A 14,344-nucleotide genomic window follows, 5' to 3' on the forward strand; every position below is an offset into this window, starting at 1 on the left:
CTTAATAGAGATAACAGATGTTGAATTTCCATAAATTACTATGACTTTTTTTTTAGATAAATTATCTTTGTGCCTCATCCAATCTTTTAGATCCAAATGAAGCAAAGAATAATCCTCTATTTGACTGTATTTTTCTATTTCGTTCTTTTATTCCTTATCGGCAAAATTCTGTTTGCTTTTATTCATGCCTCTTTGGGAGGAGGCGTTTCGGCAAAAGATATACTTGATATACTGTATAATGGTTTGCCTCTCGATTTGTCGATGAGCGGATACCTCACAGTACTTCCTGTTCTTATCCTTATTGCTTCTATTTGGATCAAACCTCAAATTATAGCGCGAACATACAATATTTACTTTGGGATTATATTATTGTTGATAGCAATAATTACGGTTGTAGACTTGGTTGTATATCCATATTGGGGATTTCACTTCGACTCTACAGTTTTTCTTTATCTAAAAAAGCCAAAAGAAACTTTTGCAAGTGCCTCTATTCTCGACTTCGTATTTGGTATACTGGGTATGGCTATATATTTTGTAGTATCTTACCTAGGATATATGTATATTATAAGAAAGCAAGTACTTAATTTTACGGTTCCCAAAAGTATCGCTAAGTCTTGTATTGTGCTCGTCGTTCTGTTGGCAGCACTCTTTCTTCCTATCAGGGGCGGGGTTACAGTATCTACTATGAATATTGGTCAGGTGTACTATAGCGACAATATGTTCTTTAATCATGCGGCTATCAACCCCGAATTCAACCTGATGTCGTCGTTCTTTAAGTCTGATAATTTTGCTTCACAATATCAATTTTATGATAAAAAAGAGGCTGAAAAGGTGTTTGCTCAACTAAATTTTCAGCCTAAAAGTGATAGTGTTCCTAATTTATTGAAAACAGATAGACCTAATATCATATTATTTATTCTCGAGAGTTTTTCTGCTAATGTGGCTTTAGATTCTGTGGTGGCACCTAATATGAGTCGCTATGCGAAGGAAGGCGTGTTTTTCAAAAACTTTTATGCAAACAGCTTCCGTACCGACCGGGGACTTGTTTCTATTCTGAGCGGTTATCCTGCACACCCTACTGTGGCTATAATGAAATATCCGCAAAAGACAGGAACGTTAGCTACTATTCCCAAAGCATTGAAAGATGCGGGCTATAATAATCTCTCTTTTTATTATGGTGGTGATGCTGATTTCGCCAATATGCGTTCTTATTTTGTGGGTGCATGTGGGATAAAAGATATTGTCTCTGATAAAAAATTCCCTTTGAGCGAGCGTCTTACTAAATGGGGTGTTCCTGATAAGTTTTTGATTAACAGACTGCACGAAGATCTACTCTCTAAAGAGCAAAGTGAACCTTACGTTAAAGTTGTGCTTACTCTTAGTAGCCATGAGCCATTCGATGTTCCCCGAGCTGGATTCAAAGAACCATTTCTTGATGCAGTACATTATGCCGATGAATGTCTGGGCAATTTCGTAGAACAATTGAAAAAAACAAAACAGTGGGATAACACCTTGATTCTCTTCGTCGCCGATCATGCAATGCAGTCGTATCCCAAAGGTTTGAGCAATAGTGATCCGGAGCGTTTTCGTATTCCTCTTATATGGATAGGAGGCGCTATAAAACAGCCGGTAACAGTTTCATCTTATGCTTCGCAAAATGACATAGCTGCAACTTTGCTGTCTCAGCTAAACTTAAAGCATCATGACTTTAAGTTCAGTAAAAATATCCTAAGCCCCGAAGGTAATAAATTTGCATTCTATTCTTATGTCAATGGCTTTAGCATGACAGACTCTACCGGAATGGTAACTTACGATAATGATAAGCAAAGCATTATTCATCATAAAGGCGATGTGACTGATTTGGAGAAAAAAGCCAAATCATTCTTTCAGATGATGTATCTTGATTTGGGTAATAGATAAGAGTTCTTGTTTCTTAGTTTGTTTATACTGAAATATTTAAACAATATTTTATATCCAAGCGTTATTTATTATAAAATAAAATGGAGGGCTTTAACATGAGAACAATACTTGTACTGACCGCTATCGTTATTCTAGGATTTAGTTGTAAAGCGGGAGACAGCCTGACAAAGCAGGAGGTTATTACTAAACTGACAGAAAAAATAGAATCAGCAAATTATACTTTTGTCCCTCAAACGGCTTTACCGATGAGTGGGAAATCAATAAGTCTGGATTATTCTTATTCACTCAAAGTATCAAAGGATACTATAAATTCTTATTTGCCATATTTCGGTAGAGCATATACTGCTCCCATTTCTCCAACAGATGGAGGAATAAAATTTACAAGTAAAGATTTTGAATATTCTGTTACAAAGAATAAAAAAGGGATGTGGGATGTTTCTATAACCACAAAAGATACTCCACGCAAATACTCTCTCAGCCTTTCTATCGGAGACACCGGATATGCTACTTTAGTAGTGAATGAAAATAATAGACAACCAATCTCTTTTTACGGAAAGATAGAATAATTAATAATATTTCGCTTTGATCAGCCGTTTTTTTAGCATAAAAGTAATATATTTGGAAAATTATTAGTTATTTCGCACCCTTAATAAGGGGTGCCAAATATTTTTTAGTCTATTTTTATGCAAATATCCTTCACTGCAAAGCAGATTGCTACAGTCTTAAATGGAACTATTGAAGGGGATTCTTCAGTTGAAGTGAATAATTTTTCACGTATAGAAGACGGTAAACCCGGGACATTGACATTTTTAGCAAATCCCAAATATACCCATTACATATATACAACAGACGCCAGTATCGTATTGGTGAATAATGATTTTGTAGCAGAACGTCCGATAAAGGCAACGCTGGTGCGTTGTTTTAATGCCTATGCAGCTCTTGCCATATTATTGGATATGGTAGAGAAAATGAAACCTCAGAAGAAAGGAATAGAAGCAATGTCTTTTGTTGCAGATACTGCTAAGCTGGGTGAAAATGTATATGTGGGAGCATTCTCATATATTGCAGAAGGTGCAGTAGTGGGCAATAATTCGAAGATATATCCACAATCTTATATTGGAGACAATGTTACAATCGGGGATAATACAATCATCTATCCCGGAGTGAAAATATATCAAGGATGTATTATCGGTAATAATTGTATCATACACAGTGGTGCGGTTATCGGAAGCGATGGCTTTGGTTTTGCACCCGAAGGTGAGATATATAAAAAGATTCCTCAGATGGGTATTGTACGCATTGAGGATGATGTGGAAATAGGAGCAAATACAACAATTGATCGCGCCGTGATGGATGCGACTGTTATACATAAAGGGGTTAAGTTAGATAACTTGATTCAGATTGCACATAATGTTGAAGTCGGAGAAAATACAGTAATGGCGGCTCAGGTCGGCATATCCGGCTCTACTAAAGTCGGCAAACACTGTATGTTTGGCGGACAGGTCGGATTGGGCGGACATATTACCATTGGTGATAATGCGAATATAGGTGCTCAGTCTGGTATAATAAGCAATATCGAACCCGATGCAAAAATACTTGGGTCCCCGGCAGTACCAGTGAAAGATTTCTTCAGATCAAGTATCATATTTCCTAAATTGCCTGAAATGTACAGGCAGTTAGCACAGTTGCAAAAGGAGATTGATGCATTGAAAGCAAATAAACATGAATAATATATTTTAAAAAAATGAGCAAACAGCACACTCTGAAAGGCAGTTTTACATTGCAAGGAAAAGGGCTGCATACAGGATTACCTATAACCATAACATTTAATCCTGCCCCGGACAATCACGGATATAAAATAAAAAGAGTAGACCTGGAAGGTCAGCCTATAATTGATGCAGTTGCCGAAAATGTAGGAAATACGCAGCGTGGTACTGTTCTTATAAAGGATAATGTGCAGGTGAGTACTATAGAGCATGCTATGGCTGCTTTGTATGCTCTTAAGATAGATAACTGTCTTATTGAAGTGAATGCTCCTGAGTTTCCGATATTGGATGGGAGTTCGATACAATATGTACAGGGAATATTTGCAGTAGGAACCGAAGAGCAAACAGAGGAAAGAGACTATTTTGTTGTTCGCAGCAAGATGGAAGTCGTGGATGAGGAAACCGGGTCTAAACTAACTCTATTGCCTGATGATCGTTTTTGCATCAATTCGTTTATTGAATTCGAATCCAAATATATTCCGAATCAATCGGCTACTCTCGAAAATCTTGCTGATTTTCCTAAAGAAATAGCCAACGCGAGAACTTTTGTTTTTGTACGTGAAATACAAAAGTTGCTTGAAGCCGGATTGATAAAAGGTGGAGACCTCGATAATGCAATCGTTATCTATGAGCGTCAGATATCTCAGCAAGACCTTGACAGTTTAGCTGATTTGCTTGGTGTACCATATAAAGATGCTACAGAGCTTGGATATCTGAATAACAAGCAAATAATGTACCCGAATGAGCCCGCTCGCCATAAACTATTGGATATAATAGGAGATATGGCATTGATAGGGAAACCTATCAGAGGTAGAATTATTGCTACCCGTCCGGGACATAAGATCAATAATAAGCTGGCACGTTTAGTTCGCAAACAGATTAAACTGAATGAAGTTCAGCCGCCTGTATATGAGCCTAATAAACCGGCAGTGTTTGATATAAACAGAATTAAGGAGCTGTTGCCTCACAGGTATCCGTTTTTGATGGTCGATAAAGTGATTGAGGTAGGGCAAAAACATATTGTAGGTATAAAAAATATTACAACAAACGAACCTTACTTTCAAGGCCACTTCCCTCAAGAACCGGTTATGCCGGGAGTATTGCAGGTAGAAGCAATGGCACAGGTGGGAGGATTGTTGGTTCTTTCTCAGATTGATGAGCCGGAAAGATATTCGACCTACTTTTTGAAAATAGATAACGTAAAATTCAGAACCAAAGTAGTGCCGGGAGATACGCTGATTTTCAGACTGAATATGATGTCTGAGATTCGTCGTGGAATTGCCAACATGAAAGGGTTTACTTTTATTGGTGACAGGCTGGTTTCTGAAGCAGAGTTTACCGCGCAAATTGTAAAAAATAAATAATTAAAGTATTATGTCAAACATATCGAATCAGGCTTATGTACACCCGGAAGCTAAATTGGGTGAAAATGTAACAATTGAACCTTTCGCCTTTATTGACAAAAATACAGAAGTTGGCGATGGTACTATCGTTATGTCGGGTGCTAATGTAAGAAATGGAGCCCGAGTAGGAAGTAACTGCCGCATATTTCCCGGAGCTGTAGTAGGCGGAATACCTCAGGATTTGAAATTCAGAGGAGAGGAAAGCCTTGCAATAGTAGGAAATAATACTACAATAAGAGAGTGTGTTACCATAAATAGAGGTACAGCTTCGAAAGGATATACTAAAGTAGGTAATAACTGCTTGCTGATGGCATATAGCCATGTTGCACATGACTGTGTGCTGAATGACAATATCATACTTGGTAATGCTACTCAGTTGGCAGGAGAAGTAGAGGTAGAGCACCATGCAATATTGAGTGGCGGAACACTTGTTCATCAATTTACCCGTATCGGGGCACATGCAATGATACAGGGTGGAACACGCCTAGGAAAAGATATTCCTCCGTATATTATTGCAGGACGCGAACCTGTTTGCTTTTCCGGAGTAAATCTTGTCGGATTGCGTAGACATGCTTATAGCAATGAAAAGATAAATGAAATACAAGAAATATACCGTGTAATCTATCAGTCGGGATTCAATTTTTCTGATGCAATCAATAAGATTGAGAGTGAATTTGAAGAAACACCTGAGATGAGACTGATTGTTGATTTCGTTAAAAGTTCACCACGAGGCATTGTCAGAGGTTATTTGGGGTAAGTATTGTAAAAAGAATAAATTGTGATCCATTTAGATGTTCTAAATGGATTATTTTTTTATAAAAATATTGTACCTTTGCACCCTCAATTTATATATATGCAAAATATTAGAAATATTGCGATTATCGCACACGTCGATCATGGTAAGACTACTCTTGTTGATAAGATGCTTCTTGCCGGACAATTGTTCAGAGACAATCAATCTACAGGCGAATTAATACTTGACAATAATGATTTGGAGCGTGAGCGAGGGATTACCATCCTTTCCAAAAATGTTTCGATTAATTATAAAGGAACTAAAATCAATATAATAGATACACCCGGACACGCCGACTTTGGTGGTGAGGTTGAACGTGTATTGAATATGGCTGATGGTTGTTTGCTGTTGGTCGATGCGTTTGAAGGCCCGATGCCTCAAACCCGTTTTGTGTTGCAGAAAGCTATTCAGATGGGATTGAAGCCAATTGTGGTTATTAATAAAGTGGATAAACCCAACTGTCGTCCTGATGAAGTGCACGAGATGGTTTTCGACTTGATGTTCAGCCTCGATGCATCCGAGGAACAGTTGGATTTCCCTACCATCTATGGATCTGCGAAACAAGCGTGGATGTCGGATGATTGGAGTAAACCAACAGAAGATATAACTCCATTGCTGGACGCTATTGTAAAATATATTCCGGCTCCCGAATATTTGGAAGGAACACCGCAAATGTTGATTACATCATTAGACTATTCTAAATATGTAGGACGTATTGCTATCGGGCGTGTACATCGTGGAGAACTCAGAGAGAATATGGATGTCTCTTTGTGCAAGCGTGATGGAAGTTTTGTAAAAACGAGAATAAAAGAAATAAATATATTTGAAGGACTGGGACGTATAAAAGTACCGAAAGTTCAGTGCGGGGACATTTGTGCCCTGATAGGAATCGAAGGTTTTGAAATTGGCGACTCGATTGCCGACCTGGAAAATCCGGAAGCGTTACCGACAATCGATATCGATGAACCTACTATGTCGATGTTGTTTACCATCAATGATTCTCCTTTCTTTGGGAAAGATGGTAAATTTGTGACATCAAGGCATATTCATGACCGCTTGATGAGAGAGCTCGACCGCAACTTGGCACTACGTGTTGAAACAACGGACAACTCCGATTCGTGGATTGTTTATGGACGTGGTATTCTGCACTTGTCAATCCTTATCGAGACTATGCGTCGCGAAGGGTATGAGCTGCAAGTTGGTCAGCCAAAGGTTATCATAAAAGATATTGACGGACAAAAATATGAACCGGTAGAGCAATTGACTATCAATTTGCCGGAAGAATATTCAAGTAAAATTATAGACCTTGTGACACGTCGTCGTGGAGAGTTGACGATGATGGGTAACAAGAAAGATCGTATCTATCTCGAATTCAATATTCCTTCACGTGGTATTATCGGGTTAAACAATGCTGCACTTACGCTCTCGGCGGGAGAAGCTGTTGTTGCACACCGATTCTTAGAATTCCAGCCATGGAAGGGAGATATCGAGAAGCGCATGAATGGATCTATTATCGCTAGCGAATCCGGTAATGCGTATGCATATGCTATTGATAAACTGCAAGATAGAGGTAAATTCTTCCTTGAGCCGCAGACGGATATCTATATGGGGCAAATTGTAGGAGAACATAGCAAAGAAGGAGATCTGGTTGTAAATCTTACAAAATCGAAGAAGTTGACCAATGTGCGTGCTTCGGGGACAGATGATAAGGTGAAGCTTGCTCCTCCTGTTATTTTCAGTCTCGAGGATGCCTTGGAATATATAAAAGGGGATGAGTACGTAGAGGTAACGCCGCATGCGATACGTTTACGTAAAATCTATCTGGACGAAAACGATCGTAAGCGAATGGCAAAAAAGTGATAAAATGTTCATAATAGATTGGGGGTTATCAGATTATTCTGATAGCCCCTTTTCGTTTTTTATACTAGAATTATCTTATATAAAGAAGGGTTCTTGTTGTAAGCTGGAGGGTGAAAAGTGACAGTGAAAAAGTGCGTAAAAGGTGTCACTTTTGTCACCTTTTCACTAAGAAAGGGTTTTTAAAGCTTGTTATCATAGAAGCTTTAGAGCATTAAAACTTATAAAAAGTGAAGACGGCTTATTATTGACAACTTCTGAATCTTATGATTAAACAATTTTTCATACCTTTGCTTCCTTAAAAATAGAGATATCCACATGGCCGATACCAAACAGCAATTTGAACATGTAATAGCGATATGCCGTACTCTTTTTGCCAAAAAGTTGAAAGATTATGGTGCTTCATGGCGCATACTCCGCCCACAATCGGTTACTGACCAGATACTGATAAAAGCAAAACGTATAAGAAGTATCGAAGAAAAGGGCGTGAGCCTTATTGATGAAGGTATTGTTCCCGAGTTTATCGGAATCGTGAATTATGGTATCATTGGCTTGATGCAATTGGAATTGGGTTTTTCGGATAGTATAGATATTACCGAAGAGCAGGCTCTCGCATTGTATGATAAACATATGACCGAAACCAAAGAATTGATGTATGCCAAAAATCATGATTATGATGAGGCATGGCGCTCTATGCGGATTAGTTCATATACAGATCTTATTCTTACAAAGATATATCGGACAAAGCAGATTGAAGAAAACAAAGGCAAGACTATTGTTTCGGAAGGAGTAGATGCCAACTATATGGATATGGTAAACTATTCTCTCTTTGGTTTGATAAAGTTAGAATTTCCTGAAGAGGGATAATTAAATAAATGGGCAAAAAGAAGGATGTAATTATAAAGATTTTAGTAGAAATATCCAGAATTATACTGGGTGTTACCTTTATTTTCTCCGGCTTTGTAAAGGCTGTCGACCCTTTTGGTACGGCTTATAAAATCGAAGATTACTTTGCTGCATTCAATCTTACCTCGCTTTCTTTCTTGTCTATGACCGGTTCTGGTCTGCAAAGTGTTGTGGAATTTGCAATGGGGGCATGTATGCTTTTCGGCTTGTATCGTAAGTGGAATTCACGACTGATGTTGCTGGTTATGGTCTTTATGACGGGGCTTACTCTTTATCTGGCTATAACAGATCCGGTAGAAGATTGCGGATGCTTTGGCGATGCATTGATAATCACCAATTGGCAGACATTCTATAAAAATATAGTACTGCTTATATGCTCTGTTCTAGTATTCTTATATTGTGAGCGTATCAGTAATTGGTTTACAGGTAAAACATACTGGCTGGCATTCTTGTATATCTTTATTTTTATTGGTCTTTTCACATTCCGTAATTATTTATACGATCCTTTGTTCGACTTCCGACCTTATAAAATAGGAGCAAATCTTCCTAAACTGATGAGTGTAGAGAGTGGAAAAGGTAGAGAAGAAAAGACTGTGCTCGTTTATGCGAAGGACGGAGTAGAAAAAGAATTTACTGAAGATAATTATCCTTGGGAAGATAGTACATGGGTTTTTGTGCGAATGGACAATCATGTTATACAAGAAGGAGAAAAGCCTGTTATTAATGATTTTTCTATAAATAAACTCGTATTTAACTCAGATAGGACAGAGGTTGAAACACAATTAGATATTACGCAAGAAGTGTTGTCGGATTCAAACTATGTATTTTTAATGATAACCCCTTCGCTAATAAACATGAGTGATTCTTATCTCAGCCGATTCGAGGATATTGAGAACTATGCAAAAGATCATAATTATCATTTCTTTTGTGTGACGGCATCGCCTACAGATGAGATAATGAAATGGTCGAAAGAGAATACGATAAATTTTGATTTCTGCACAGCTGACGGACGTATGCTAAAAACTGTAATTCGTTCCAATCCCGGGCTTATTCTGTTAAAAGAAGGTATTGTGGTCAACAAATGGGCGGATATAGATGTTCCTGCAGAAGAGTATCTTACAAAACCTTTGACTAATTTGCCTTATGGGAAGATGATAGATACGAAGGCCGAAGACAAAAAGAACTTGATAGCTGTGTGTGTTGCATTCTTTTTACCATTGTTGTTTCTGAAAGGATTGGATTTCCTGTTTTTCAGAAAGATGAAGAAAGAAGCCATTACAGAAGAAGAAAATGAAGAAGAAATTAAAGAATAATATATTAATCAATAAAAACAAATATTAAAATCATGAGAAAGAATATTGTTGCAGGAAACTGGAAAATGAACAAGAATCTACAAGAAGGTGTTGCATTTGCTAAAGAATTAGAAGCTGCATTAGCCGGGAAAACATTAAAATGTGAAGTAATTGTAGGTACTCCATTCATTCATTTGGCAAGCGTAGCTTCATCTACTAAATTGGGTGTTGCTGCTCAAAACTGTGCTGATAAAGTTTCAGGCGCATATACAGGCGAAGTATCAGCTGCAATGGTAGCTTCTACAGGCGCAAAATATGTAATCCTCGGCCACTCTGAGCGTCGTACATATTACGGAGAAACAGATGCTATCTTGAAAGAGAAAGTACTATTGGCTTTAGCTAACGGATTAAGCCCAATTTTCTGCATCGGTGAAACAAAAGAAGAAAGAGAAACAAATGTACATTTCGATGTTGTAAAAAGACAAACAGTAGATGCATTGTTTGATCTTTCTGCCGAAGACTTCTCTAAAATAGTTATTGCCTACGAACCGGTTTGGGCTATTGGTACAGGTCTTACTGCTACATCTGCTCAGGCTCAGGAAATGCACGCTTTCATCCGTCAAACAATCGCTGACAAATATGGTAAAGAAGTTGCAGATAACACTTCAATCCTATATGGTGGTAGCGCGAACGGAGGAAATGCAAAAGAACTTTTCTCATGTCCTGATATCGACGGCGGACTTATAGGTGGAGCTTCTCTCGATGTTGAGAAATTTATTCCTGTAATTGAAGGATTCTAAGAAGATTGACTAAAGTTTATATATAATGTTGCGGATGAACCCTGACCGAATATCCGCAACATTTTTAAATAACACACATATGAAAAAAAGTTTTTATATTTTCTTTTTATTAGGATTGTTTTCGGCTTCTGCGATTGCACAAAACAGTCAGAAAACAATCATTGATGAACTGAACTCATCTAAATGGGGGCAAGGGGATGTAAAAGTGATGCAAGATGATGTGTTGCAGGGTAAAATAGCGGTTCGGAGTACCGAGCCTATAGACTCTCTCGGAGAACCTGAGCCGTCTACATCTTCGAATGCGAATGTAGCTCCCGGAACCAGAGTAAGAGAGTACAAGATTCAAGTTTTTATGGGAAATAATCAGCAGCAATCCAAAAGAGAAGCAGAATCGAAGCAGGCACAGATAAGGAATGCTTATCCCGAGCTGAGAACTTCGGTTTCATTTCAGTCTCCATTTTGGCGTCTACGGGTAGGTAACTTCCGTACAAAAGAAGAAGCTGAGCAAATGATGCATGATATGCGCAAAACATTCCCTTCATTCGGACGAGAGATGACCGTCGTGTCGGAGGTCGTTAAACGATAATATATAATCTTCATAATGCAAGAAGAAAACAAAATGAACCTCCTGGAGGAGCACTATAAGAATATAATTTCTTTGTTAGGTGAAGATCCGGAGCGTGAAGGCCTGCTAATGACACCTCACAGAGTTGCCAAGGCTATGCGATTTTTGACAAAGGGCTACAGTGAAAGCCCCGAAGCTATTTTAAATAAGGCTTTGTTTAAAGAAGATTACCGTCAAATGGTAATTGTAAAAGATATAGATTTTTATTCCTTGTGCGAGCATCACATGCTTCCATTTTGGGGTAAAGCTCATGTAGCATATATTCCCAACGGATATATAACGGGATTGAGTAAGATTGCCCGTGTGGTCGATGTGTTTGCACGTCGTTTGCAGGTGCAAGAGCGTATGACCTTACAGATAAAGGAATGTATACAGCAAACTCTTAATCCTTTGGGGGTAATGGTCGTGATAGAAGCTCAGCATATGTGTATGCAGATGCGAGGGGTGGAGAAACAGAATTCGACGACTACCACCTCCGACTTTACAGGAGTATTTAATCAGGCTAAAACTCGGGAAGAATTTATTAATCTTATAAGATAGAGATGTTATAACAATATAAAAAATAACGAGATTTTTTCTGCACAGAAGATAATCTCGTTTTTTCGTTTCGGACTATGTATTTATATAATATTCATACACATAAAGTAGATAACACTTCATGCGAAGGGTATGAGGTGAAGTCTATTCTGAGTACCTATCCGGAAGATTTTTATGAGAAAAGAAATCAGCATCCTGATTGTTGGTTTTCTTGTGGAGTGCATCCGTGGAATGCCGAAGATTCTGATTCGCAACTCCGCCTTTTAGAAGAAATTATTGTCGAGCCCAATGTCGTAGCCATCGGTGAAGCCGGCCTTGATAAACTAAGTGGAGCCGAAATGTCTGTGCAGATAGATGTATTTCGCAAACAGATCGAATTGGCTATGGATGTAAATAAACCTCTTATTATACATTGCGTAAAAGCCTGGGACGAGCTAATCCGGTTGTATAAGGAATACGAAGGAAGTAACATCCCTTGGATTATTCATGGTTATAGAGGTAATCCTCAACAAACACAGCAATTGAGTCGAGTTGGCTTTAAATTTTCGATAGGGGAAAAGTTTAATGTAGATTCACTTAAAGAAATTCCGTTGACCGATATTTTTTGCGAAACAGATGAATCTGATTTGTCTATTTGTAAGGTATGTGAAAATATTTCAAGTCAAATGGATGTAAATAAAAATCATTTTGCTATTTTAGTGGCCGATAATGTAGGTCGAGTATTTAAATAATTGACAAAAGTATATTAGGTTATTAATTCTTTTCAGGTAAACTATGATTGATGTTAATGCTCACATATTATTAATTTATACAGGAGGTACAATCGGGATGGTCGAAAATCCTGCTACGGGTTCTTTAGAGCCCTTCGACTTTGCTCATCTGAACAATCATATACCTGAACTTCAGCGTTTCAAGTTTCATGTAGATCATATTGTTTTCGATCCTGTTATAGATTCTTCGGAGATTACACCCGAGCATTGGAAAAAGATGGTGCATATCATCGAGGATAATTATGACAATTACGATGGATTTGTTGTGCTGCATGGTACCGATACGATGGCATATACGGCCTCGGCTCTCAGCTTTATGCTCGAAAACTTACATAAGCCTGTAGTACTTACCGGAGCTCAGCTGCCTATCGGTAAATTAAGGACAGATGCAAAGGAGAATTTGATTACCGCCCTGGAGATCGCTGCCGATAAGAATCAGTTAGGCTACCCAATTGTTCCCGAAGTATGTGTTTTCTTTCAGAACGATTTGCTTCGAGGGAATAGGAGTACCAAAGTGAATGCAGACAATTTTAATGCATTCAAGTCTTACAATTATCCTAATTTAGGAAAATCTGGTATTCAGATAAGGTACGAGAGAAAGGCTATTCATACACCCGACTATGAGAAGAAAACGATCTTCCATTATCGATTAGATAATAGGATCGCTTCATTAAAATTATTTCCGGGAATTGATAAACAAACCGTAGAGGCAATCTTGACATTGAAGAATATAAGAGCTGTGATTCTTGAGACCTACGGTTCGGGGAATGCTCCTCTTTCACCTTGGTTTCTTGATCTTATCCGCGAAACGGTGAAGCGGGGAGTTATTATAGTCAATATATCCCAATGTGAAATTGGACTTGTAAATATGCAACGTTACGAGACGGGGCGTGAGCTTTTGCGTGCAGGTGTTATCAGTGGATTTGACGCTACATTCGAAGCCGCTTTAGCTAAGCTGATGTTTCTTATCGGGCATAAGTACGATAAAGAAGATATAAAGATACGAATGCGTGTGCCTCTAATAGGAGAAATTACAAGACCTGAAGACAGAGACAATGAAACAATATGAAAATTTACAGGTATTAGCTGAGAAAGCGAAACCTCTGTTTCTTCAATATTATAAAAAGAATAAAAAGCGTCTAGGCAAAATGGATACCATTGTGCAGCAATTGCACGATGAGGTCTCCGAGAATATTGACTGCCTGACGTGCGCTAATTGTTGCCGGAGTTTAGGGCCGGCTATCTACGATAAGGATATTGAGCGGATGGCAAAAGCACTTCGCATAAAACCATCGGAAGTTGTTTCTTCCTATTTGCGGATAGATGAAGATGGCGATTATGTATTCAAATCTATGCCTTGTCCTTTTCTTATGAACGATAATTATTGTTCGATATACGAATCTCGACCGAAAGCTTGCCGGGAATATCCTCATACGGATCGGAAAAATTTTGAGCAGATTTATAAATTAACTGTTAAAAATACGAGCACTTGTCCAATTGCATACGAGGTTCTTTGTAAATTAATGGACAAGTGATGTGCTTTTCTAAATTTAATCAATCGTTCCTTTTCCGCGTCCCTTCTTCATTTCCCCCTCAAATTTCAAAAAAAGGTTTGAAAAAAAATATGTTTAACAACAGTTTGCATATAAGGGCTATAGGTATTATTTTTGTAGTT

The 14,344-nt window shown here is 38.2% G+C and carries 14 protein-coding genes; all 14 read left to right on the forward strand.

What is annotated here, in order from left to right:
• Positions 1 to 96 precede the first annotated feature (96 nt).
• The 14 genes from BGO84_RS16610 (at position 97) to BGO84_RS16675 (ending at position 14,204) form a co-directional block, all read left to right on the forward strand.
• Positions 97 to 1,920: an alkaline phosphatase family protein gene (locus BGO84_RS16610; protein ID WP_291030876.1), complete on the forward strand. Its 1,824-nt coding sequence runs from the start codon at positions 97 to 99 to the stop codon at positions 1,918 to 1,920.
• Between the two features lie 95 nt (positions 1,921 to 2,015).
• A complete protein-coding gene (locus BGO84_RS16615; protein WP_291030878.1) occupies positions 2,016 to 2,486 on the forward strand; it encodes a DUF4251 domain-containing protein in 471 nt (156 codons plus the stop codon).
• 123 nt (positions 2,487 to 2,609) lie between these two features.
• Complete coding sequence (gene lpxD, locus BGO84_RS16620; protein WP_185146751.1) at positions 2,610 to 3,650, forward strand: UDP-3-O-(3-hydroxymyristoyl)glucosamine N-acyltransferase; 1,041 nt, start codon at positions 2,610 to 2,612, stop codon at positions 3,648 to 3,650.
• Between the two features lie 14 nt (positions 3,651 to 3,664).
• A complete protein-coding gene (locus BGO84_RS16625; RefSeq protein WP_135106873.1) occupies positions 3,665 to 5,050 on the forward strand; it encodes a bifunctional UDP-3-O-[3-hydroxymyristoyl] N-acetylglucosamine deacetylase/3-hydroxyacyl-ACP dehydratase in 1,386 nt (461 codons plus the stop codon).
• Positions 5,051 to 5,060: 10 nt separating this feature from the next.
• Positions 5,061 to 5,846 (forward strand): acyl-ACP--UDP-N-acetylglucosamine O-acyltransferase, encoded by a 786-nt coding sequence (gene lpxA, locus BGO84_RS16630; protein ID WP_291030880.1) that lies wholly within the window; start codon positions 5,061 to 5,063, stop codon positions 5,844 to 5,846.
• 96 nt (positions 5,847 to 5,942) lie between these two features.
• A complete protein-coding gene (gene typA, locus BGO84_RS16635) occupies positions 5,943 to 7,742 on the forward strand; it encodes a translational GTPase TypA (RefSeq protein ID WP_283685758.1) in 1,800 nt (599 codons plus the stop codon).
• 315 nt (positions 7,743 to 8,057) lie between these two features.
• Positions 8,058 to 8,606 (forward strand): DUF1599 domain-containing protein, encoded by a 549-nt coding sequence (locus BGO84_RS16640; RefSeq protein WP_135106877.1) that lies wholly within the window; start codon positions 8,058 to 8,060, stop codon positions 8,604 to 8,606.
• Positions 8,607 to 8,614: 8 nt separating this feature from the next.
• Positions 8,615 to 9,958 (forward strand): BT_3928 family protein, encoded by a 1,344-nt coding sequence (locus BGO84_RS16645; RefSeq protein ID WP_291030882.1) that lies wholly within the window; start codon positions 8,615 to 8,617, stop codon positions 9,956 to 9,958.
• Positions 9,959 to 9,990: 32 nt separating this feature from the next.
• Positions 9,991 to 10,737, forward strand: coding sequence for a triose-phosphate isomerase (gene tpiA, locus BGO84_RS16650; RefSeq protein WP_291030884.1), 747 nt, complete (start codon positions 9,991 to 9,993; stop codon positions 10,735 to 10,737).
• A 79-nt stretch (positions 10,738 to 10,816) separates the two neighbouring features.
• The gene (locus BGO84_RS16655; protein ID WP_135106883.1) at positions 10,817 to 11,323 is read left to right on the forward strand and encodes an SPOR domain-containing protein; all 507 of its coding nucleotides are present in this window, start codon (positions 10,817 to 10,819) and stop codon (positions 11,321 to 11,323) included.
• A gap of 15 nt (positions 11,324 to 11,338) precedes the next feature.
• Positions 11,339 to 11,902 (forward strand): GTP cyclohydrolase I FolE, encoded by a 564-nt coding sequence (folE, locus tag BGO84_RS16660; protein ID WP_135106884.1) that lies wholly within the window; start codon positions 11,339 to 11,341, stop codon positions 11,900 to 11,902.
• A 74-nt stretch (positions 11,903 to 11,976) separates the two neighbouring features.
• Entirely contained in the window at positions 11,977 to 12,630 is a 654-nt protein-coding gene (locus BGO84_RS16665) for a TatD family hydrolase (protein ID WP_291030886.1), read from the forward strand.
• 43 nt (positions 12,631 to 12,673) lie between these two features.
• Positions 12,674 to 13,738 (forward strand): asparaginase, encoded by a 1,065-nt coding sequence (locus tag BGO84_RS16670; RefSeq protein WP_135106888.1) that lies wholly within the window; start codon positions 12,674 to 12,676, stop codon positions 13,736 to 13,738.
• A complete protein-coding gene (locus BGO84_RS16675; RefSeq protein WP_291030887.1) occupies positions 13,725 to 14,204 on the forward strand; it encodes a YkgJ family cysteine cluster protein in 480 nt (159 codons plus the stop codon). The genes BGO84_RS16670 and BGO84_RS16675 overlap by 14 nt, the downstream gene beginning before the upstream one ends.
• Positions 14,205 to 14,344 lie beyond the last annotated feature (140 nt).

Origin of the sequence: Dysgonomonas sp. 37-18 (genome assembly GCF_001899125.1) — a bacterium.
Classification (GTDB): domain Bacteria; phylum Bacteroidota; class Bacteroidia; order Bacteroidales; family Dysgonomonadaceae; genus Dysgonomonas.